Source organism: Nocardia sp. NPDC051981, from assembly GCF_040680715.1.
Classification (GTDB): domain Bacteria; phylum Actinomycetota; class Actinomycetes; order Mycobacteriales; family Mycobacteriaceae; genus Nocardia.
Map to the genome: position 1 here is coordinate 1 of NZ_JBFAXK010000047.1, position 21,366 is coordinate 21,366.

Below are 21,366 nucleotides of genomic sequence, written 5' to 3' on the forward strand. Positions count from 1 at the left end.
ACTCCCAACGAAGTAGAGTCCGAGTGGTTCGAACGGAACCAGGCAGCGTAGAGAAACCAAAGATGCGCTGTCCGAAATCTTTCCGGCCCCTCACCCACGACTCGTCCTGGTCATGGTGCAGAGAAGTTTGAAGAAGAACGCGACCCCGGCAGCGACACACTGATCGCGCAGTGCCCGAACCCAATCCGGGTCCATGAGGCGAGCATCGGGTCCGGATTCGCCGCCAGCGATGACCCAGTCGATGCCTGTCAGGTCCAGGCTCGGGAGCGGTCCCAGCAACGGCTCGCACGACAGGAACCGCACCGCGGCGGGTATCTTGCGCAGTTCATCAGCCCGCCAGCAGTATTCGTCGAACTCGATCGAGGTTCCCATCCACACGTTCGGCAACGGCCAGGGCGCATTCACAACCGGCCAGTCGAACACGTCATCGCCACCGTTGCCGTCCTCGAACAGCATCGCCTGCGCTGCCTGTTCACGGAATCCACTGTCAGCCAGCAGCTTCGCGGGGCGTCCGGGGCGTTTGGGGAGGATTTGGAAGGTGTGTTGGTGGGCGATGCCCATCACTGCGAAGACCTGTGCCAGGAACTCGCGGGTGACGCGGGCGTGGCCGAGGTCGCTCATGCTGTTGACGAACACCCGCCGGGGGCGCCGCCATCGCAGCGGTTCGGTCAGCGCCTGAGGGTGTAGGGCCAGACCGAATCCGGGTCCGCTGGTGCGGGGGTTGCCGTCGGTCTGGTATTTCGCTGATCCCATGGCGCGCAGCCGTTTGGCCATGGTCAAGGCGTAGCAGTGGTCGCAGCCGGGGCTGATGCGGTCGCAGCCGGTGGTGGGGTTCGAGGTGGTTTCGGTCCACTCGATTCCGGTCATCGCCCGGCACCTCCTGCCGTGTTGGGCAGCGCGGCTGCGGGGTGATTTCGAGTTGGTCGTCGTCGATGACTTCGGCGTCGAGAACCTCCGATTCGCTGTCGGCGCCGGCCGACTGGTCGGTGGCGTCGGTGGCGGTGACGATTCGCAGGCCGTCGGGCCATGGTCCTGCCGGGTCGGGCATGTCCTGCCGAGTCGGCAGGTCGGCAGCCGGGCTGTCGGTTTCGGCGTCGAGGTCGGCCAGAATCCGGCCGATGGTGCGGGGGCTGGTGTCGAGGGCGGCGGCGATCTCGGTGACAGGTTTGTTGGCTGCCCGTAGTTCGAGGACGCGGGCGCGGACTGTCGGGTCTTTGCGTAGTTGCCGCGTTGGTCGCGGGTTGTGCCGACCCTGCTCGTTCTCGATGGAGTCGACGGCGGGTGCCGCGACGGCATAGGTCGGCAGTTCTTGTTGGGCTGCCGAGGAATCCGGAGGCGGGCTCGGTGGCCGGTCGGCATTCGTCGGCACCGGTTCGGTTGCGGTGTCGGCAGTTTCGGCAGGGGTCGGCACCCAGGGGTGGGGCAGGTCGAGTTCCAGCAGTGCCGTGGTGCCCGAGAGCATGCGGATGTTGTCGAGTAGGACGGCTTGCCGGTCGCGGCCGGGCTCGATGATCAGGCCGCCGTCCTCGATGGCGCGGCGCATGGCCTTCTGCAACTGCTGCTTGGAGCGGTTGATCCGCCACGTGCGGGCGCCAGTGTCGCGCAGGGTTTTGGCGTGATCGACGGCGAGGGCGACGTCGATGAGGCGGCGCTGGGCGGCGGCCTCGCTGGCGGTGCGGTCGGTCGGGTCGGCCAGGCCGAGGCGGATCAGGATCCGTTCGGGGGTCAGGCGCCAGTTGATGCGGCCACCCGGTTCCCCCACTTCGAACTGGGCAACCTGTTCAAGGGTGCCCGCAAGGTCCGAGGCCTGGACGCCCTGCGCTACCGCGCCCAGGTCGCCCGCGCCCACGCCGCCACTGCAGTGCCTGGCACGGATTCTGCGGTCGCCGCACAGAGCCGTCGGTGCTTGTCCGGTTCGGACAAGCCTGCTTCGAACGAGGCGTGGGTGATGTCGTGGCGGGAGCGCAGGGTGTCGGGGTGGTCAGCGGCCAGGACCCGCATCCGGTCGACGAGATCGTGTTCGAACAACTCGATCGCTTCGGTCACGCGGCCCGCCACCGGATTCGTCGCCCAGCTGATCGGCTTGCCACGGCGGTTCAGCCACCACCGGACATTGGACGAGGCGCCCCTCTCGCGCCCCTGAGTGAGCGCCGGGAATCGGTCAGAGCGCCCGCTTCAGCCCGACGTGACTGTTGTCGTACCCGAGCCGCGCATAAAAGGCGTGAGCCCGCTCGCGCACCCGGTCTGTGGTGACCTGCGCGAGTGTCGCACCTCGGTGCCTGCCGTGGTCGTGTGCCCACTCGAGCATCGCGGTTCCGATGCCGCGAGAGCGTTCCGAGGCAGCGACCCGGACTCCCTCGATCTGGAGGCGGGTGGCGCCGCCGCGGGACAGCCCCGGAATGATGGTGAGCTGCATGGTGCCGACGATCCGGTCGCCCTCGTCCCGGACCACGGCCAGATAGTGCGACGGGTCCCTGGTGACGGCGTCGTATGCCTCCTCGTAGCGGGCAATTTCGAAACCTTCGCGGGTACGGCCGATCTCGTCGTCGGAGAGCAGCGCGACCAGCGCTGGCACGTCGGCACGCCCCGCCCGCTGCACACGATAGATCCGGTCGCCGAGTCGGAGCCGACCACCGACCGAAGCCCGTGCCCGTGACTGCAGTCGGGCGATCAGCGTGTCCAGCCAGGCGCCGACGTGCCGCCGGGCTTCGGGAGTGTCCGGATACCGGCAACGCAGGTGCAGCCCCGCCTCGTCGAGGATGAACCAGAGCATCACGCCGTCGGTCCGAATCGTCGCGCCGACGTACTGCGCTTCCAATCCGGTCGCGTCGACTCGCACCGGCAGCCGACGCAGGTCCAGCCACGAAATCGCGAACATCCCCGGCGCCTCGGGCATCCCGCCCCACGGACGCAGGATGTCCTCCAGTGGCCAGGACCCCATCCGGACGGCCTCCTTCACCGCCTCCGCGCTGGCACGGGGATCGGAGTCGGCCGACTCGAGCACCGAGTTGGTGATGAACCACCCCACCGAGTCGTGCCAGGTGGGGTCGTACCGACTGTGCACCGGAAACACGGCCCGCAGTGCGGTGCCGGCCAACTCATGGGTCACCTCGGTCATCGCCCCCACCACCAGCGCCAAGGTCGAGACGCCGTCATCGCGGGCCTGCGCCGAGAACGCGGCACTGTCGTCGACGTCGAGGACATCGCGCACCTCCACGCGCTCCTCCTGCAACGTCGCCTCACCCAGCGGCAGCGGGAACCGTGGCATCACATCGCCGCTGCCCGCCAGCACCTCAGCCCAACGGCGGTGCACCTCGTCGGGTGCCGGCGGGCGGTCCCGCAGCGCGCGGGTGTGCTCCGCGAAGGCGGGGGCGGGCGGCAACGAGGGTGCACGACCCTTCTGCACCGCGGCCAGCGCGGTGAGCAGGTCCCGCGCGATCACCAGCATCGACCACATGTCGACGTGCGCGTGGTCGGCGGCGACCACCACGGTCGGCCCTACCGCGGTCTCGAGCACACAGAGCCGGTACGACGGACGACCGTACGGTGAACAAGCACGGTCGAGCACGGCGCGGAGCGCATCGTTGACCGCCTGCCCCGGAGCGATCACATGCTCGACCCAGCCGCCCGGGAGGATATCGACCTCGTACAGCCGAGGCTCGCCGTCCTCGCCCGGCACGAAGACCGACCGCAGCGTGCCGTGCCGCTCGATCACCGCCAGCCAGGCGGTCGCGAGCTCGTCGAGCGGTACCGGCGCGGAGAGCCTGAAGGACAACGCCATCCAGGATCCCGCTCGGTCGCCGGCGCCGACGTGGCGTCGCTGGTCGAAGGATACGGAGAGTGACCGGCCCACCCGACCCGCAGTGACGTCGAAGCCCAGCAGGCGGCCGAACGGCAGGCGCAAGTGCGCGACGTTGGTCAGCCGCATGACGGTATCCTAGGCTTCTTCCCGAGCGATCGCCGTCTCACCAGCACCCTGGAGCCGCCGTGCCGACCTTCCGTGTTCCCGGCGCAGACCTCGACGTGGAACTGAGCGACGAGGGCGGCCACCCCGTCGTCCAACTCCACGGCCTCACCTCCAGCCGCCACCGCGACCGTCTGATGGACCTCGATCTCGGCCGCGGACTCAGCGGAACCCGACTGCTGCGGTACGACGCGCGCGGCCACGGCCACTCGACGGGCCGTACCGTCCCCGAGGACTATCGGTGGCCGGTTCTGGCCGATGACCTGCTGAACCTGCTCGACCACTGGTTCCCCGGTGAACAGGTGCACGGTGTCGGTCCTTCGATGGGCACCGGGACACTGCTGCATGCCGCTGTCCGCGATCCCGGCCGATTCGCCGGCCTCACCCTGCTGGTGCCCGCGACCGCCTGGCGCACCCGCGCCGCGAAGGCCGACATCTACCGGAAGAATGCCCGCTTGATCGAGGAGCAGGGACTCGACGCCTTCCTCGGTGCCGATCTCACCGTGCCTCGCCCGCCGGCCACCGTCGGAACGCCGGAAACCGTGCCGGATGTCGCCGAGCACCTACTGCCCTCACTGTTCCGCGGGGCAGCGATGAGCGACCTGCCCGCCCCCGAGGCGATCGCCGCGATCGAGGTGCCGACCACGGTGTTGGCCTGGATCGACGACCCCGCCCATCCGGTGTCGACCGCCGAGGCGCTGGTGGACCTGCTGCCGGCGGCCACACTGGAGGTGGCGCACACACCGGCCGATCTCGCACGCTGGCCGAGCGTCCTGTGCGAGGACGTAGCACGACACGGGTAGGCACGACGCCCTAGCGATTCGTTCTGGGGCCAACGCCCGGTACGATCGCCCGTGCCCCACAGCTCGCCGTCTGCCGGTCCGACTGGAGCCCGAGCGCCCAAATGTACGCTCTGGCTACACGGAACTGATCGAATCGGTCCGTCCCAGGACGGGGTGCATAACAGCCGAGCGCCAGCCGGATCTCATGTGGCGCAGCGCCAGGCCCCACGCCCGCCAGTGATGCCACCACCAGCGTCGTGAACAACGTTGCGGCACAGAACTATTCGTTGCCATGCGCTTGTGGTCGGCTCCGCCGGTGGCGGATCACCGGAACGGCAGCAACACATATCGACCAGTCGAACCTCCATTCAGTAGTCATGGTGACGTGATCCCTGCTTAAGATGTCGAATCCCCCCAAATGCCAACGTCACCCGTCACACGCAAACGTCGAGATCAGCCACCTTGAAAACCGTCGTGGTTCACGCCACCGTGGGTTCAAATCCCATGCCCACCGCAGGGCGGGCGCGGTCTCTACGATCATCGCCCCCTCGACAAGAGGCTCCGTCCGCAGCGGTACGTGAAGCCGCGTTCGGCCTGGTCAACGGTGCGCGTCGGGGTTCTCGCCTCAGGTCGTGGCGTCCTGGGAGTTGCCGAGTCCGGCCGTAGGACAGACGGGCGAGCCCGATGTCGGGGCACACGCCGCAACCCACGGACCTGAGATTGCTCATTTGGTTAGTCACCGGCTTGTGTGGGATATCGATCGGACCACGCCGGTGAATCGACCTAACCAGGCATTTGCCGCATGATCGGCTACGGTTCGGCGTCGAGGTTCCTTGTAAAACAGCCACGCATTTTCACCGTGACGATAGCGAGGATCTGTGACGAACCGCGCTCGTTTCACCCGATGCATGGTTGCATCCATGATGGTGGCCGCGGCTGTGGCCTGCGGCGCCGCGCCCGCCACGGCTCAGCCGTCGGATGAGGCGCCTGGGGGAACGCCTGCCGCGGTCTGGACCCCGTGCCCCGACCAGCCGGATTTCGAATGCACCACCGTGCCGGCACCATTGGACTACCAGCATCCCGACAGGCGCACGATCGAACTGGCGGTCATCCGACACCGGGCAACCGACCCCGCGCATCGGATCGGCAGCCTGCTGTTCAACCCAGGCGGGCCGGCAGGAGCAGGCACCACAGTCCTCCCAATCGCATATCCGCTCTTCCCACTCCAGATCCAGGAGCGGTTCGACATCGTCAGCTGGGATCCGCGCGGGGTCGGTGAATCGACCTCCGTCCAATGCTTCGACGATAAGGCGGAGTTCGATGCCTGGTTCGCGCAATTGCCTGTGGGGTTTCCGGTCGGCCACCAGCAGGAGCAGCGGTGGATCGACCTGTACGCCGAGCTCGGCCGGGGTTGCGAGCGGCGTGATCCGGCCTTGTTGCGGTTCGTCTCCACCACCGACTCGGCGTACGACATCGATCTGCTGCGCAGAGTCCTCGGCGAACAGCTGGTGACCTACTTCGGGGTGTCCTACGGGACGCTGCTGGGCGCCACCTACGCCAACCTTTTCCCCGACCGGGTCCGGGCGATGGTGCTGGACGGCAATATCGATCCGTCTGCGTGGTACGACTGGAATCCGGTGTTGTCGACCTTCCTACGGCAGGCATCCGACCTGGGAACGGCCAAGACGCTGGAACAGTTCTTGAACCTGTGCAGCCAATCAGGCCCGATCCGCTGCCCGTTCTCGGCCGGCAGTGCGGTGGCGACCCGAGCGAAGTACGAGGCACTGCTGCACCGCCTGCTCATCCACCCGCAGGACGGGTTCACCTACGCCGCCACCGCCAACGCCGTACGCGCTAATTTGTATACCGTCCATGCCACCGCCGGTTCCCCAGCGAACTGGACGGCGCTGGCCGAGCTGCTGCAGCAGCTGTGGCTGGGCGCAACGCCGCAGATGCCCGACCCGGGCGAGAATCGCCTGGTGGACCGGTCCTCGACAGCGCTGAGCCACTCCTCCCGGGAAGGCTCGGCCCAACAGCAAAAGTACACGGGCGTCGAGCAGCCCTTGGCGATCATATGCGGCGAGAGTCCCAACCCGCGCGATCCGCACATCTACGGCGCCATGGCGAAGTTCAGTACCATTCGAGCCGGTACGGTCGGGCCCTTCTGGGCGTGGGTGACCGAGGCGTGCTCCACCTGGCCCGCCAAGGCCGCCCATCGCTACACCGGCCCGTGGGGCCGCTCCGCGACACCGATCCTCACCGTCAACGCCCTCTACGATCCCGCCACCCCGTATCACAACGCCCTGGCCATGACCGCCCAACTGCACAACGCCAGGCTGCTTACCGTCGCTGGATACGGGCACACCACGCTGTTCAACCCGAGCAGCTGCGCGAAAGCCTACGAGAGCGACTACGTCATCCGTGGCGCGCTGCCCCCACCCGGCACGGTCTGCCAGCAGGACGTCCCACCGTTCACTTGACACCACTTCCAGCAGATCCACCCCGACAGGCTGACGACCAACGGCGCCGATCACAATCGCGGCGGTGGCCATCTAGTGGCCGCACGGCGTTCGCGCCACCGAACAATGCCTGGTCGCAAGGACGCTGGGCGAACATGCCTGACGTGTGTGACGTGCACAAATGATCCGGATGCGAATCTGAGGGTCGGGTGGTCGCGGGTTCAAATCCTGTCAGCCCGACTGAGGTAGAGGTCGAGGACGGTACTTGAACCGTCTGACCGCCGGCGTCCTATGCGCTTGCCTCGTGCCCGAGGCCGCATCGACGGATCGGGCGCGCGAGAGATCGGCTGTGTGGCCGCTTATCGCCGTCCCTGTGAGTTCATCCCGCCAACAGCCGACGCGCTCCCGTGTGACCGGGTGGACCCGGCGGCGCAAGTCGGCGCTGGCGCTGCGGGCACGGATCGTGCCGGCGTGCGCGGAGGAGGGCGGGTTGCGGTCGAACACTGATGTTGCTGCGGCCGAACGTGTTTCGCTGACGGCGGTCGGCAAGTGGCGTCAGCGGTTTCTGGAGAATTCGGTTGTCCAGCCGAATCTTCAGCTAACGCAGCAGAGGGTGGTTTGATGCCTCCCCCATACTGGGCGACACCGGAGGGCCAGAAATCCCATCTCTCACGCAGCACCGCTTCAAGAAGCTCCTCCTACACCACCAGCCCCTCTCCACGTTCGTGACGCACTATCCGTTCGTTTACTGCCTGCCGCGCGCCGCCCAGCATCCCGTGAAGGTGTGGAGCCTGCACGGATCTCACGAATGCGTGGTGCGACTCGGGAAGACCGGCGAAGCCATGGTCCATCGGCCGACAGCTGAAACTGGCTGCCGTGGCGGATGTCCCGATCGACGAATCATGCTGCGGCCGAGCCGCGGACGACGGCCACGAACGGGAAGTCTCCCGGGCATCTACAGGGTTTTATCATTGCTCCGGTCGGATCGGCTGATAGTTCGAGCTGATTCGACGGCTCGCAGCTCCACTATGCCGCCGCTGTGATGGGTATCCGCGCGGATACCGTGACCCGGTGCGGTCACCGCGATCCGGGTGCGATCGCCGCGAAACAGATCCCGGGAGAACTCGAACGGAACACCGTTGGTGTCGCGCGTGGTCCGGGTGATCAGCAGCAGCGCCGCCTTCGGCTTCACACCCAACATCGACGCCTCTGTCTCGGTGGCGTTGACCGCCTCGATATGTTCTTCGGCCTCGCCGGGGACGAGATCATAGTGCTGGGCCAGCAATTCATAGATCGACCCGCCGAGAGGACGCTCCAGCAGCCCAGGGAACCGATCGGCGGGTAGCTGGGCGTGCTCCAGTGAGATCGGGTTGCCGTCGGCGAGCCGGATACGGCGGATGTCGACGACGAAGTCCGACCCGCTGAGCGACAGCGCTCGCTGGGTTCGATGGTCCGGGATGGCGATCTGAGTGGACAGGATCCGGGATCCGGCGATGTAGCCCTGACTCGCCAGGTACGCCGGCACCCCCACGACGCCGGATAGATCGCGCTCCACCTTGGCATGGCCGACGAAAGTGCCACCTGAGCGACCGATCGCACGGTTGACCATTCCTGACTCCTCGAGCGCCGCGAGCACCTGTCGCAGGCTCGAACGACTCACGCCGTAGTGCTCGGCGAGTTCACGTTCGCTGCCCAGCTTCGACCCCGGTGGCAGTTCACCGGAATTGATGTCGGCCTCGATGCGCCGGCGCACCTCGTCGGTCTGTCCGCCCAACCTGGACCTCCTCTGGAGCGCTCGTTGTGGTAGGACCAAATGCTACCGCACGCGACCATTCGCGAGTCGTTGCGCCTCATATCTCGGCGAGCGCCGCGGCCGACTCCGGCAGCACCTGCCCGCCGTCGACGACCAGGGACTGACCGGTGATGTAGGCAGCCTCGTCGCTGGCGAAGAACAGCGCAGCGTTACCGATGTCGGCGACCTCGCCGAGCCGGCCCAGCGGCACCGACTCGGCCATCCCGTCCAGATACTGCTGCCCCATCCCGTCGAGGCCCTCGGTCTTGATGTTGCCGGGCAGCACCGCGTTCACGGTGATCTTACGTTTCGCCAATTCCATTGCGGCGGTGCGCATGAACCCCAGCTGCGCGGCCTTGCTCGCACCGTAGTGCGACCACCCCGGATAACCAGTCATCGGGCCGGTGATCGAGGACGTCAGCACGATCCGGCCACGCCCGGACGCGGTGAGCGCCTCGACGGCCGCCTGCACGGAGAAGATCGTCCCCTTGAGGTTGATACCCAGCACCTCGTCCACATCGCTGGCGGTGAGATCTTCCAGCCGCCGGGATGGGAAGATGCCGGCGTTGGCGCACAGCACATCCAAACCCCCGTAACGCTCGACCGCCGTCCGGACCATCGCCGCACAATCGAGCGGGTCGGTGACATCCACGGCCAAGGTACTAACCGACCCGGCCAGACCTGCGAGAGCGTCGGCGGCACTGGCCAATCCGTCGGCATCGCGCGCGGTGATCAGCACATTGGCACCGGCCGCGGCGAACACTCGCGCGATCCCGCGCCCGATTCCCTTGCTGCCGCCGGTGACGATGACGGAACGTCGTTGGATAGAAGTGAACATGGCAACCTACCTGTCGGGGCTGAATGGTTCGAGCCGAGCGGATTGAAGCTCGGGCAGGTTGAAGGTGAGATTGTGCGGCGACCTAACCGATACTGCGGCCGCCGGAATCGAGATAGTGCTGGGCGAGATCACAGGTCCGGGCCGCGTAATCGGCGCTCTTGGATACAGATTCGCGGGCGTGGCCGTGTGAGCCCATCCAGGCGACCAGCAGTAGGCGGCGGAGCAACACGAAGCTGGCCAGCATCTCCTCATCCGCTGCAGACAACGCGGCATGCGATCGGTAGCCGTCCAACCATGCTGCCTGCCAGTGCGGCAGCGCTGGATCGTCCTCGATGAACGACACGGTGGTGCCGAAATCGTAGAGGTACCAGCCGTATCCGCAATCATCGAAGTCGATGACATTGACTCGCGGCGGGTCCACCAGCAGGTTGGCCAAGCGCAGATCGGCATGGATCAGCCCGTAGCGATCCGGACCCTGCCCATACTCGGTCAGCCTGCGGTGGAGCAAGTCCACCGCAGGGGTCAGCTGGGCAATCTCGGCGGGACCGACTCCGCTACCGTCCTGCCACCGTCCCCAGCGGGGGGATCCACCCAGGCTGTGTTCCCAGTCCCATTCGAAGCGAGTGAAACCCGCAGGGCGACACCACGACTTGGCGTGCCGATGCAGCCGCGCGGTGATCTCGCCGAGCATCCGGAAGTCGGCCGGGTCGATCTGCGCTTCGTCCGGTTCGAGCCCGCCCATGGTCTCGAAGAGCACCGCGTGCCGCGGGCGGCCGTCGATCTCGACAGTCACCACCCGACGGCCGTCTCGGGTGCGTGTGACGTCGGGCGCATCGATGCCGGCCTCGGCCCGCAGCGCCGCCAGCCAACTCAACTCCGATTCGATCGCCGCCAGGCTGTGGTAGCCCTCGCGGTGCACACGCAGAATGCCTCCGTTCCCACCAGTAGCGTCTTCGATCAGATAGGTCGCATTCTCGGAGAGGTTGATCATGCGGCATGACACGCCGGGAGCGAGATCGTAGTGCTCCAGCGCCCGCAGCGCGACCTCGTCGTCGCGGGAACAAATCCCATTCGCTGCCATCGTTGTTCCTCGTGTCGGGGCCGACCGGTCGGTCAGCCGTGTTCGCGGCCCTCGATACCGGCGAGAACCGTGGTGATCCGGTCGCGGGCGACCGTGACGTCCGCGATGGACCCACTGATGTAAAGGCGGCCGGCGGCGCCGATCATCTGCACGTCGACGAGTGTGATGCCTGGAGCCGCGCGTTCGGCTTCGTTTGCGGCAACCGCCGCGAACAACGCCGGGGTCATCTCGTAGACCAGCAACGATTCCCCAGGCATCACCATTGACGCCTGGCGATTGCGGTTCAGGATGACCGCGTGCTGGTCAGTGATCGACTCGATGATGTCGTGGTAGAGCACCCGGGGGCGCAGCTGATCGCTCGCCTTGTTGCCGGTGCCGGCCAGGATCGCCTGACCTGCGGCAATGACGTCGTCGAGCTGCCGGGAGTGTATCTCGAGCACGCCGAACTGCCGTTCCACGTACAGGATCCCCGGCTCGACCGATGGCACTGACCGCAACGCCAGGTCGATGACCCGTTCGATCGCCAGAGCGGGGGAAACCTCCACGATCAACGCGTGGTCGCGCTCGTAGGGCGGGTAGCCCCGCGCGCGTGTGGGCGTGCCCATATACGCGGCGAACTGCGGCTGCAAATCCTGCACCATCAGGTAAACCCGGATGTCGGTGCCGGCACCGGCGCGTTTCTCGCCCACGGGTGAACCTCCTTCTACGGGAAACCGGTGCGGACTACTTCGAAGCGACCGAGAAGTGCGCTCCGAGTTCGGCGTGCGGCCGCGGGATGACGTGCACGCTCACCAGTTCACCGACCTGCGCGGCGGCTTCCGCGCCGGCCTCGGTCGCGGCTTTGACTGCGCCGACCTCGCCGGTGACGATGACCGCCACCAGGCCGTCGCCGACCTGTTGCCGATCGGTGATGGTGACATTCGCGGCCTTGACCATGGCATCAGCGGCCGCGAGCGCGGCGACGAAGCCCTTGGTTTCGATCATGCCGATGGCAGTGCTGGACATGTGGTGCTCCTTCTGGTTGTGCCCGTGCATCGTGCACGGAGCTGATCGGGTGGCCGAGGAACGAGGTCCGTCAGCGAGATTTGGTGGTGCGAGCGGGTTTGTCGGTGCCCATCGAGTCGGTGTCGATCGAGCCGATGATCAAGGCGTCCACCGGCGGCGTTGGTCCGGTGAACCAATTGGCCACCACCGATCCTTGTGCGACGAGCACCCGCTCGCCGATGCCGGAACCCAGGACATCGAAGGCGACGAAGCGCGACCCGCCGGCCTCCACCTCGAGGAAGGCGCCGTTGGGCAGCCCGTCGATTCGTCGTGTCGCCCAGACACTTCCGGTGACTGTTGCCGCGATCATCTGCGCTCCTTCTCGAACGGGACCCCGAGGGCCCGGGCCTTCTCACGTGCAAGGGGGGTGAGTACCGCACCAGGTCCGAGCACCAACCGCCCGCCCGCCTCGGCGATGGCAGCGAGCTGCCGCTCCGTCACGACGCCGCGTTCGACCCGATGCACCGCACCGGCCGTCCCGGCTGTGCTGCCGACGAGACGGAACCGCAGTCGACCGGTGCGCAGGTCGGCCCGGCTCTTCGGGTTCTCGAAGAGCCTGAGCAGCATCGAGACGAACCCGGCGAGGTCCACATCGTTGGTCAATCGCACGGATTCGGTGCGCTGCCGACCGCTGGCATCTGCCGGACCGGTCGGAGTGACACCGATCTCGGCGGCGAAAGTGGACGGCGCGGCATCGGGTTCGGCGGCAGCGCGACGTGTGGGGGTGCTTGCCGGCGAGGGTGCAGTCGTGGGCCTCTTCGCCTTGCTCTCGCCGACGATTTCGCGGATCACCTCCTGCACGAGCGCGCGCAGGTCGGGGGGAACAGTACTGGTCACAGCGCCTGCCCACCCAACGCTTCCTGAGCGGCCGTGGCCGCCTGCCGGACATCGGCCTCCGTGCCGGACAAATACACCCGACCGGTGGCACCGATCATCCGGAAGTCGACGACCTTGATGTCTGCGGCCTTCTCGGCCTCGTTCGTTGCCAGGATCGCGTACGACGCCGGCTGCACCTCGAGCACGAACAGCGACTCACCGGCCAGCACCATCGACCCGATCTTGTTGCGGTTGATCAGGAACGCGTGCTGATGCTCGACGCTGGTGATGATCCTGGAGGCGAGGATGGTGGGCGCGATCGCCACCGCCGCAGACGAGTCGAGGGCATCGAGAGCGGCATCGGCGGCTGCCTGCACCGAGCCGGTCTCGCCATGGAACTCGAGGTAACCGAACTGACGCTCGACGACGAGGACTCCGGCCTGCACGTCGGCGTGTTTGAGTGCCACGTCGGTGACCCCCTCGATATCCAGTCCAGGAGCTACCTCGATGATCTGGGCGGCCATGTTCGCCCGCGGCAGCGCACCTTTGATCCAGCTGCCGAGATAGGACATCGTCTGTGGCTGCAGACGGTCGATGAAAATGAAGGAACGCAGCTCGGCCACGGTCTACCCCTTGCTGAGTTGAGCGAGCTCCTCAACGACGATGCGTCGTAGCTCGGCACGTATCTGGTTGTTGCTGAAGCCGGAGAGGCGCTGCTGCGCCACGCCGAGCACCCGGTCGATCGAGGGGACTACGGGACCGCGGTCATTGGAGGCGACCGGGTATTCCGGGGTCTGCGCGGGAGCGCCCTGGGATGGGTCCAGTCCGGCGAAAGAGCCCATCGGGACCGCGGCGTCGCTGTTGTACGCGATCCGCGTCCAATTCAGCAGGTGCTTGGGCTCGAGGTTGTCCCCGATGGAGCTGCGGCCGACGAACCCCGTGCCGATCGTCATCGACGGCGCGAGGTTCGTATCCAATCCCGAACTTCCCGTGCTGTTCCCGACGTTCACCGAGACCCGGAGCACCGGCACCCGAGCGGCGAACTCGACGATCGTGGCCGGATTCTCACTGTGGATTGCCGCAGAATGACCTGCACCGGCGATCCGCACCACCGCGCGGGCGGCGTTGATACCTCGCCGTGCATCGGTGACCCGGGTCAATCCGATGACCGGCGAGAGCTTCTCGTGGGTGAACGGTTCCTCGCCCAGCACATGGTCGAACGGCGCCACCAGCAGCCGGGTCTTCGGTGTCACCCGGAAACCGGCGCGTTCGGCGATCCAGGCGGCACTTTTGCCCACCACCTCGGTGTTGAGATGGCCGGCTGGAAACATGTACCGGCGCAGTCGATCCGCGGCGTCGCCGTCGAGCACATATGCGCCGGCGCGAGCGAGTTCGCGTTCGAGCTGATCAGCGATCGCCGCTTCGGCGATCAGTACCGATTCGTTGGTGCACAGCACCGAGTTGTCGAAGGCCTTGCTGTCCACGATCCGCGCGGCCGCCGCCCGCACATCGGCGGTGGCGTCCACGAACACCGGCACGTTGCCGGGGCCGACGCCGAGCGCGGGATTGCCCGACGAGAACGCCGACCGCACCACCCCGGTGCCGCCGGTGGCGACGATGACATCGGTGCGTTCATCGGACATCAACGCCTCGACCAGTGGGATCGAGGGCTGCTCGACCACCTGCACGATGCCGTCGGGGGCACCGGCCGCGACAGCCGCCGCACCGAGCGTGCATGCGGCATCGGCGCAGACCTCCTTGGCTCGTGGATGCGGCGCGATGACAATCGCGTTGCGAGTCATCAACGCGAGCAGAATCTTGAAGTAGACCGTCGCAACCGGGTTGGTGGTCGGGGTCACTGCCAGCACCACACCGGCGGGCGTGGGCAATTCGACGATCTTGCGGGCCTCGTCGAGACGCGGCGAGACGAAGTCCTGCCCGCGGTAGTGCTCGAGCAGACCGCGCGAGCAGGCCCGGTTCTTGCGGACTTTGTCGGCGACGACGCCCATTTCGGTCTCGGTCACCGCCCACTCTGCGTATCGTTGCGCGTTCACCTCGGCGACCGAGACGACAGCTTCGACGATGGCCGTGACGCTCGCGGCGTCGAAGCTCGCGTAGGCGCCGGCCGCCCAGCGCGCGCGTTCCAGCATGTGCCCGGCCCGTGCCGTGGTCATCACTTTGCTCTCCGATCGGTGTTGCGCGCTTCGCTGCGGGCGCGTCCGACCGCCACGTCGAGGCGATCGAGCACGTCCTCACACAGGTTGCGCGGCATCAGAATTCCGGGCTTGAATTGCAGCACTCGCGGGTCGAGGGTGGAGAAGATCGCCCACACTCCCAACTCGTAGAGCTGGCGCATCACGTACTTCGCGCCCTCGGGATGATCGAACTCGAGCCCCACGACGACGCCGTTCTGCCGAATGCCGACCAGCCAGTCAGGGTATTGCGCCTGGATCGCCTCGAGTCCCTCCCGCATCAGCGCGGCAATGTAGTGCACCATCGAGCGAACTTCGGGCCGGGTGGTGATCTCGAGCGTCTTCAGTGCTGCGACACAACCGATTTCGGCGCCGCCGAAGGTCGAGATATGGGCGAACCCGTCCTGGTCGAGCCACTGCGCGGCCCGGTCGTTGAGCAAGGCGGCAGTAATCGGGTAGATGCCGCCGGACAGCCCCTTACCCGTCACCATGATGTCGGGGGTGATCCCGTGTTTGGTGATGCCCCAGAGTTCGCCGGTACGCATCAACCCGGTCTGCACCTCGTCTGCGATGTACAGCGCGTCGTAGGTTTCGGTCAGTGCCTTGACCGCCTCGAGATAGCCCGGCTCGGGCAGCGGGAACCCGTAGGTCGCCGGGATGGTCTCCATGATCACCGCCGCGACATCGCGGCGGGACAACGCCTGCTCCATCGCGGCCAGGTCACCGAATGGCACCTGCACGAACTCGTCCGGGCGGTCGGAGAGGAAGATCTTGGCGAAGCGGTCGTCACCGGTGGCCAACGCCAGCCCGGTATGGCCGTGGTAGGCCTTCACGATCGAAACGATCTTGCGCTTGCCGGTGGCGTGCCGGGCGCTTTTGAGCGCGATGTCGATCGCCTCGCCGCCTCCGGACCCGTAGGCCACCTTGGTCAAGCCCGACGGCGCAGTCTGGATCAGCGCCTCGGCGAGCGCGGTGCGGGCAACCGACGGGAAGTGATGGTTGCCGACGTCGAAGCGGGTCATCGCATCCGACACCGCGGCCACCACCTCGGCGTTGCGATGGCCGAGATTGTAGGTGCCGCCGTTGAGGTGCAGGTCGATCAGGCGCCGACCGCTCATGTCCCACAGGAAGTAGTCCTCCCGGCGATCTATGACCAGGTCGACGCCGGCGTCGGTCCAGAACTGGGTCTTGTCCGGGTTCCAGAACCGCTTGGACTTCTCGAGCACCTCACTTTTGGACTCGAAGGTGAACGATCCGTAGTCGTGCATGGCCTGCCCATCGTCGATTCGGCCCGAGGTCATCCCGGGCGGTCAGCCACTGTCGCCGTTGAGTCTTAATGGTCACACCATTGATTGTCAATGGTTCATCAAAAATCGATTGAACATCGGTTTTGGTCTTGCATCGCACTTTTGGCGGTGCCATTATGGCCGTCACCCACTGTGGCGTAGGCCACACGCCACCGTGGACGATTCACGCCGATCCAGGAGGCTCGCATCCGATGGCAGATATCCAGAATGTCCCTGTCACCACCGATAGTCAGTCCGTTCAACGGCTGAAACCCAACGCGGTCGGCACCATCGGAGTGATCTTCATGGCGGTCGCGACAGCGGCCCCCATCACAGCAATGGTCGGAAACGTTCCCATTGCGGTCGGCGCCGGAAATGGTTCAGCAGCACCGGCGGGATACCTGGTCGCGACCGTCGTGCTCGGGCTATTTGCGGTCGGGTACGCGACAATGGCCAAGCACATCACCGCCACCGGCGCGTTCTACGGATTCATCTCCCACGGCCTGGGCCGGATCATCGGGATGGCCAGCGGTTTCATCATCACGATGGCCTACACGGTGTTCGAGGCGGCGTTGGTCGGCATCTTCTCGTTCTTCGCCACCAACCTGCTCCAGACCGAACTCGGCATCCATGTGCATTGGATCGTCTTCGCGCTGGGCATGCTCGCGGTCAATGCGATCCTCGCCTATTTCGACGTCAACCTGACCGCGAAAGTGCTCGGCGCGTTCCTGGTCACCGAGATCGTGATGCTGGCCCTCGGCGCACTTGCTGTGCTCGTACACGGCGGCGGCCCAGAAGGTTTCGCCCCTGAGTCGATCAATCCGCTCAATGCGTTCAGCCCGGCCGCCGGGGTGGCCACCGCCAGCGCTGGTCTCGGCCTGTTCTTCGCATTCTGGTCCTGGGTGGGCTTCGAATCGGCGGCGATGTACGGCGAGGAGTCCAAGAACCCGGGCAGGATCATTCCACGGGCCACCATGTTCGCCGTGCTCGGTGTCGGCATCTTCTATGTGTTCGTGTCGTGGATGGCCATCGCTGGTACCGGCCCCACGCAATCCATTGCACTGGCCCAGGATTCGAACACCGCCTCGGAGATATTCTTCGGGCCGGTCCGGGAGTACCTCGGCGGCTGGGCGGTCACCGTGTTCAATATTCTGCTGGTCACCGGTTCCTTCGCCTGCGGCATGGCCTTCCACAACTGCGCCTCGCGCTACATCTACGCCATGGGCCGCGAGGGGCTGTCGCTGAGGTTGCAACGCACCATCGGCGCCACCCATCCCAAACATGGCTCGCCACACGTCGCCTCGTTCGTGCAGAGCGGCATCGCCACCGCCGTCGTGCTGTTGTTCTTGGCCGCAGGCATGGACCCCTACTCCGAGATGTACGTCGTGCTCGCGATTCTCGGCACCATGGCGATCCTCATCGTGCAGGCGCTGTGCGCGTTCGCGGTGATCGCCTACTTCCATATCGGCAAACACCCCCCTGAGTCGGCCAACTGGTTCAAGACATTTCTCGCTCCACTGCTCGGGGGGATCGGCATGCTCTACGTCGTCTACCTGCTGTGGGAGCACAAGGCCGAGGCGGCCGGTTCCGCGGCCTCGACGCTGCTGTTCAAGCTGACGCCGTGGATCGTGCTCGGCTTCTTTGTCCTCGGCGCAGCGATCGCACTGTTCTTCCGAGCTCACGACCCACGTCGCTACAATCTGATCGGACGGATCGTGCTCGAGAATTCCCATGAGCGGGACTGAAAATACCAGCGAATGACTCGCACCGGGCACACCACCGCTACCGACGAAACTGCAACGCCGACCAGGGATTTCAGTGCAGAGCAGTACCTTCACCAGCACGAGAACATAGAAGGGGTTCAGGTAGTAATCGCCGAACCGCTCAACCCCCTCGGGATGCGCTCGGCCGAGAAGATCGGCGGCCTGCCCGGCCGCGCATCGGTCGTGCATGGTCGGGCAGGGCGGGCCCAGCAAACCGCTGATTTTTTCGGGGTCAGCGGTGACGCCGCAGCGGCGTTGCGGGATCTGGATTGCGGTGACTGGACCGGACAATCGATGCAGGCGCTGGACCCGGATCGGTTGATGGGCGGCTCACCGATCCGGCCTACCGCGCCCACGGCGGTGAATCGATCACCGACCTGCTCGACCGTGTCCGCACCTGGATGACCGACCTGGCCGGCCGCGGTGAGCCCATCGTCGCGATCACCCATCCCGCCGTGGTACGCGCGCCGCTGTGCTGTGCACACTGAACGCCCCTGCCGAAGCGTTCTGGCGCATCGACATCGCCCCGCCGACAGCCACCACACTCCGCGCCACCACCTGGACCCTGCGGGCAACCAGATGCGGTCCTGAAATCCATCATGAGGGGACCGGCGGCAACCACTTACTCCGGTTTCCGCCGGTCGGATGGACCAGTTCCACCATGTTCCAGGACCCCGCGACACCGGGCTGGAACGGCTGCGAGCCGCCCGGACCAAATCCCGCTCCAGGTACCGAGCGCATTGGCGCAATCAGCAGTTGGCCCACGCGGAAGACGTGAGCCAGGAAGAACATCAGCTGCGCGTCCCAGTCGTCCGACGACAGCGGTCAGCCGTGACTGAAGACGATGGGCTGTCCACTTCCCTAGTCCTTGTAGTAGATGTCGACGCCGTCGGCGGTGATTATTGACAGGCATGGGTGCTCCTCGCGATCGAATATTCGGCAGGCAGCCCGAGGGCCGCGCCGATGACTGGAGAGTGCTGGAACAACTGGGTTGTGTTTGGTCGGAAGGCTTCTGAGTGGCCGATTCCGGGATCATCGTGTGCGATCGGGTCCGGACAGTAGTAGGCGCACCGTCCGCGGACCGCCGCGGCGGTGAAATCGTGCATGGCGAGAACAGTCGTGAGCCTTGCTGTGTACTACCCGCACTCGACCATCGCCGCGCGAGTTGGCCACAGCCCGAATCGGCACGTCCTCATCGGCAAACGCACCTCGCTCGGCACCGGACCGGTCTCCCATGAAGTCGTGCGGTTCTCCTTGGGCCCCAATGGTTTCAGCATCGACCCGATCCGCGCTGACCCCATCCTGCACAAGGCGCTGACCGACGGCCCAGATCCACTGCTCCTGTCGATGGTGTTCAACATCAGCCACGAGATCGCCGAGTGGCTGCTCGCCGATGGTGGTGTAGCCGAATCTCGAGAGCCATTGGACTCCGGCGGCGAACCCACCGCGATTCCGTGCATGCGCCCGTCGAAAGGCCGTGAGTTCCAGCTGAAATCGCTTCAGTCCGACTGAACCCACGGGAAACCTGTCGGTAAGAATCGTGTCACCATGAGTCGCCGAAGGACCGCATCGGCGCGACCTTGTCAGTTCATGAGTGCGCGCAACAGTGGCTGATTCCAGCTCTGGGATTCGAGGTCGTAGAGGGCGAAGGTGGGCGCGAAAGACCAGCAGCCCCAGGAGAACCCGTGTTCTTCGGCCTGGCGCCTGTTGAACTCGGTCCAGCAGGCGCGGCTGGCAGGGTCGGCTTTGGCGGTGGTGCCGAATTCGCCGACGAAGACGGGGCGCTGGTTGGCTTCGGCCCAGGCGGCCAGCCCTCGTAGCCTGCGGCCAATTCGCCGCGCTGCTGGTCGGTTCCGGTCCAGGTGGTGCCCAGCCATGAGCGCGGTTCTCCGAACGGGGTGTCGGCGCCTAGCCATTCCTCGCCCTGCATGGTGAAGGTGATCGGCCAGTACTGATGGATGGTGACGATCAGGTTGGGGTCGTCGGGCAGCGCCAACTGGGGCAGCATGCGAATGTTGTTGTAAGCGCCGGGGCCGAAGACGACGGCGCGCTCGGTGTCGGTCTTGCGGATCACGGTCAGTAGCTCGCGCAGGGTGTCGTTCCACAGTGGGTCGAGGGCGTCGCGGGGTTCGGTGAATGGCTCGAGCACCACCGACTGCGGGCGGTCGGCGAACGCGGTCGCGACCTGGTCAGTGATCGACAGCAGGCGAGGTAGATGCTGGGGTGGGTTCGCGATCAGGTCCGGGTCGAGGAAATTGGTGAGCACCACCGCCAGGTCGCGCTCGGCCGCCAGGTCCAGGTAGGTGTGCACGCGGTCCAAAGCCTTTGGCACGATACGGAATTCGGGCGCATCGCCGCAGTGCGCCGCCCAGTAGACACCCAACCGGACCGCGCAGAACCCCGCCTGCTGGAAGAGGTCGAATTCGTGTGCGGTCAGCTCGATCGTGTAGCCGGACTCCAATTCGGACCCGAGGTTCGGGCACACGTTGATGGCGCGAGCCAGCAGCCGGTTGATGTCATGAATGGTCATCGGAGTACTCCTCATCCGCGAGGGGCCAGGACAGGGTGCCCTGGCGGAGGTCGGCCGCGAAGGCGAGCAGCCAGTCCCGCTCGGCGCGGCGCAGTGCTTGGGCGTAGGTGTGATCGGTGAGGAAGACCGGCTCGACGCCCAGCGCGGCAGCGAGCCCGGCATCGACCTCCCCGATGGTGCTGCTGATGCGCTCGGCCCGGAGCGAAACCAGTTCCGCCACTTCACTTCTGGGTAGCGCGAACATGAAGGCCAGCGCCACGGCGAAGGCGGCCGCGCCGTGCACGGGATCGCTCAGCAACTCCCGCAGCCACTTCCGCAGCGCGGCAACCCCATCCGGGGTGATGCGGTAGACCATGCGCTCCGGCCGATTTCCGGCGCGCGCCGGGTCGTCCTGCTCCACCAGTCCGGCAGCCGCCAGCCGGGGCAATAGGTCGTACAGCGTCGCGTGCTTGAGCTCGAGAGTGCGGTCGAGCCCGCGCTCGCGCAACAGGGTCCGCATCTCATACGGGTGCCGCGCGCTTTCCGCCAGGAGCCCCAGCACGGCCAGCGCCGCAGGACTGAACAGTGGCCTGGGCGGCATGCTCCTCCTTTGTTCGAATTCGATTGGTCGAATTCGACTATATGTGACGACATGTCACCACGTCCACTGGCCGTCAGCTCGGACAACGACGTCCGGTCGATCGAGATTGCTCGCGGGTGAGTGGAGCTCACCACCTTGACCTACGACACTCTCGCCCAATTCTCTCCGCAATCAGCGGAATTCATTGTCCAGCAAGATCTTTCACCACCTTGCAGCGGCAGGCGTCCACCGGTCCGGTC

The 21,366-nt window shown here is 66.1% G+C and carries 22 protein-coding genes and 3 pseudogenes; 9 read left to right on the forward strand and 16 right to left on the reverse strand.

What is annotated here, in order from left to right:
* Nucleotides 1-90 precede the first annotated feature (90 nt).
* Nucleotides 91-867: a phage Gp37/Gp68 family protein gene (locus AB0L60_RS41085; RefSeq protein WP_364625917.1), complete on the reverse strand. Its 777-nt coding sequence runs from the start codon at nucleotides 865-867 to the stop codon at nucleotides 91-93.
* 52 nt (nucleotides 868-919) lie between these two features.
* On the opposite strand from AB0L60_RS41085, the gene AB0L60_RS41090 reads away from it, so the two are divergent.
* Nucleotides 920-1,183 (forward strand): hypothetical protein, encoded by a 264-nt coding sequence (locus tag AB0L60_RS41090; RefSeq protein WP_364625920.1) that lies wholly within the window; start codon nucleotides 920-922, stop codon nucleotides 1,181-1,183.
* Here the strand turns inward: AB0L60_RS41090 and AB0L60_RS41095 are convergent.
* Nucleotides 1,151-1,543: pseudogene (locus AB0L60_RS41095) on the reverse strand (hypothetical protein); the annotation flags it as partial. The gene AB0L60_RS41090 and the pseudogene AB0L60_RS41095 sit on opposite strands and share 33 nt — an antisense overlap.
* On the opposite strand from AB0L60_RS41095, the gene AB0L60_RS41100 reads away from it, so the two are divergent.
* Nucleotides 1,487-2,143, forward strand: a complete 657-nt coding sequence (locus AB0L60_RS41100; protein WP_364625923.1) for a hypothetical protein — start codon at nucleotides 1,487-1,489, stop codon at nucleotides 2,141-2,143. The pseudogene AB0L60_RS41095 and the gene AB0L60_RS41100 overlap by 57 nt on opposite strands.
* A gap of 18 nt (nucleotides 2,144-2,161) precedes the next feature.
* Here AB0L60_RS41100 and AB0L60_RS41105 read toward each other — a convergent pair whose 3' ends face one another.
* Nucleotides 2,162-3,928 (reverse strand): GNAT family N-acetyltransferase, encoded by a 1,767-nt coding sequence (locus AB0L60_RS41105; RefSeq protein WP_364625926.1) that lies wholly within the window; start codon nucleotides 3,926-3,928, stop codon nucleotides 2,162-2,164.
* A gap of 59 nt (nucleotides 3,929-3,987) precedes the next feature.
* Here AB0L60_RS41105 and AB0L60_RS41110 point away from each other — a divergent pair, with 59 nt between their 5' ends.
* From AB0L60_RS41110 to AB0L60_RS41120, 3 genes and pseudogenes are all read left to right on the forward strand, one after another.
* A complete protein-coding gene (locus tag AB0L60_RS41110) occupies nucleotides 3,988-4,767 on the forward strand; it encodes an alpha/beta hydrolase (protein WP_364625929.1) in 780 nt (259 codons plus the stop codon).
* Nucleotides 4,768-5,798: 1,031 nt separating this feature from the next.
* Complete coding sequence (locus AB0L60_RS41115) at nucleotides 5,799-7,226, forward strand: alpha/beta hydrolase (protein ID WP_364625932.1); 1,428 nt, start codon at nucleotides 5,799-5,801, stop codon at nucleotides 7,224-7,226.
* Nucleotides 7,227-7,972: 746 nt separating this feature from the next.
* A pseudogene (locus tag AB0L60_RS41120) lies at nucleotides 7,973-8,198 on the forward strand (hypothetical protein); the annotation flags it as partial.
* Here AB0L60_RS41120 and AB0L60_RS41125 read toward each other — a convergent pair.
* The 10 genes from AB0L60_RS41125 to AB0L60_RS41170 all read right to left on the reverse strand — a co-directional run bounded on the left by AB0L60_RS41125 (nucleotide 8,161) and on the right by AB0L60_RS41170 (nucleotide 16,236).
* On the reverse strand, nucleotides 8,161-8,979 hold the full coding sequence (locus AB0L60_RS41125) for a GntR family transcriptional regulator (RefSeq protein ID WP_364625935.1): 819 nt from the start codon (nucleotides 8,977-8,979) through the stop codon (nucleotides 8,161-8,163). The pseudogene AB0L60_RS41120 and the gene AB0L60_RS41125 overlap by 38 nt on opposite strands.
* 76 nt (nucleotides 8,980-9,055) lie before the next feature.
* Nucleotides 9,056-9,835, reverse strand: coding sequence for a 3-oxoacyl-ACP reductase FabG (fabG, locus tag AB0L60_RS41130; protein WP_364625938.1), 780 nt, complete (start codon nucleotides 9,833-9,835; stop codon nucleotides 9,056-9,058).
* Nucleotides 9,836-9,917: 82 nt separating this feature from the next.
* Nucleotides 9,918-10,916 (reverse strand): phosphotransferase, encoded by a 999-nt coding sequence (locus tag AB0L60_RS41135; RefSeq protein WP_364625941.1) that lies wholly within the window; start codon nucleotides 10,914-10,916, stop codon nucleotides 9,918-9,920.
* Nucleotides 10,917-10,948: 32 nt separating this feature from the next.
* Nucleotides 10,949-11,557, reverse strand: a complete 609-nt coding sequence (locus tag AB0L60_RS41140; protein WP_364626000.1) for a microcompartment protein — start codon at nucleotides 11,555-11,557, stop codon at nucleotides 10,949-10,951.
* Between the two features lie 82 nt (nucleotides 11,558-11,639).
* Nucleotides 11,640-11,921, reverse strand: a complete 282-nt coding sequence (locus AB0L60_RS41145) for a BMC domain-containing protein (protein ID WP_364625944.1) — start codon at nucleotides 11,919-11,921, stop codon at nucleotides 11,640-11,642.
* 70 nt (nucleotides 11,922-11,991) lie between these two features.
* On the reverse strand, nucleotides 11,992-12,270 hold the full coding sequence (locus tag AB0L60_RS41150; protein WP_364625946.1) for a EutN/CcmL family microcompartment protein: 279 nt from the start codon (nucleotides 12,268-12,270) through the stop codon (nucleotides 11,992-11,994).
* On the reverse strand, nucleotides 12,267-12,797 hold the full coding sequence (locus AB0L60_RS41155; RefSeq protein WP_364625949.1) for a hypothetical protein: 531 nt from the start codon (nucleotides 12,795-12,797) through the stop codon (nucleotides 12,267-12,269). The genes AB0L60_RS41150 and AB0L60_RS41155 overlap by 4 nt, the downstream gene beginning before the upstream one ends.
* Nucleotides 12,794-13,399, reverse strand: coding sequence for a BMC domain-containing protein (locus tag AB0L60_RS41160; RefSeq protein ID WP_364625952.1), 606 nt, complete (start codon nucleotides 13,397-13,399; stop codon nucleotides 12,794-12,796). Before AB0L60_RS41160 ends, AB0L60_RS41155 begins: the two co-directional genes overlap by 4 nt.
* A gap of 3 nt (nucleotides 13,400-13,402) precedes the next feature.
* Entirely contained in the window at nucleotides 13,403-14,950 is a 1,548-nt protein-coding gene (locus tag AB0L60_RS41165) for an aldehyde dehydrogenase family protein (protein ID WP_364625955.1), read from the reverse strand.
* Nucleotides 14,950-16,236: an aminotransferase class III-fold pyridoxal phosphate-dependent enzyme gene (locus tag AB0L60_RS41170; RefSeq protein WP_364626003.1), complete on the reverse strand. Its 1,287-nt coding sequence runs from the start codon at nucleotides 16,234-16,236 to the stop codon at nucleotides 14,950-14,952. The genes AB0L60_RS41165 and AB0L60_RS41170 overlap by 1 nt, the downstream gene beginning before the upstream one ends.
* A 230-nt stretch (nucleotides 16,237-16,466) precedes the next feature.
* Between AB0L60_RS41170 and AB0L60_RS41175 the strand changes: the two genes are divergently transcribed.
* From AB0L60_RS41175 to AB0L60_RS41185, 3 genes are read left to right on the forward strand one after another with little or no spacing between them, the layout of a single operon-like run.
* Nucleotides 16,467-17,999, forward strand: coding sequence for an APC family permease (locus AB0L60_RS41175; protein WP_364625958.1), 1,533 nt, complete (start codon nucleotides 16,467-16,469; stop codon nucleotides 17,997-17,999).
* Between the two features lie 12 nt (nucleotides 18,000-18,011).
* Entirely contained in the window at nucleotides 18,012-18,422 is a 411-nt protein-coding gene (locus tag AB0L60_RS41180) for a phosphoglycerate mutase family protein (protein ID WP_364625961.1), read from the forward strand.
* On the forward strand, nucleotides 18,395-18,505 hold the full coding sequence (locus AB0L60_RS41185; RefSeq protein WP_364626005.1) for a hypothetical protein: 111 nt from the start codon (nucleotides 18,395-18,397) through the stop codon (nucleotides 18,503-18,505). The genes AB0L60_RS41180 and AB0L60_RS41185 overlap by 28 nt, the downstream gene beginning before the upstream one ends.
* 274 nt (nucleotides 18,506-18,779) lie before the next feature.
* Here AB0L60_RS41185 and AB0L60_RS41190 read toward each other — a convergent pair.
* Nucleotides 18,780-18,926: pseudogene (locus AB0L60_RS41190) on the reverse strand (alpha/beta hydrolase); the annotation flags it as partial.
* A 210-nt stretch (nucleotides 18,927-19,136) separates the two neighbouring features.
* On the opposite strand from AB0L60_RS41190, the gene AB0L60_RS41195 reads away from it, so the two are divergent.
* Nucleotides 19,137-19,529 (forward strand): hypothetical protein, encoded by a 393-nt coding sequence (locus AB0L60_RS41195; RefSeq protein WP_364625964.1) that lies wholly within the window; start codon nucleotides 19,137-19,139, stop codon nucleotides 19,527-19,529.
* 76 nt (nucleotides 19,530-19,605) lie between these two features.
* On the opposite strand, the gene AB0L60_RS41200 is transcribed toward AB0L60_RS41195, so the two are convergent.
* Together AB0L60_RS41200 and AB0L60_RS41205 are read right to left on the reverse strand one after the other, a co-directional pair.
* A complete protein-coding gene (locus tag AB0L60_RS41200) occupies nucleotides 19,606-20,547 on the reverse strand; it encodes a cellulase family glycosylhydrolase (RefSeq protein ID WP_364625967.1) in 942 nt (313 codons plus the stop codon).
* Entirely contained in the window at nucleotides 20,534-21,127 is a 594-nt protein-coding gene (locus AB0L60_RS41205; protein WP_364625970.1) for a PadR family transcriptional regulator, read from the reverse strand. Before AB0L60_RS41205 ends, AB0L60_RS41200 begins: the two co-directional genes overlap by 14 nt.
* Nucleotides 21,128-21,366: the final 239 nt, after the last annotated feature.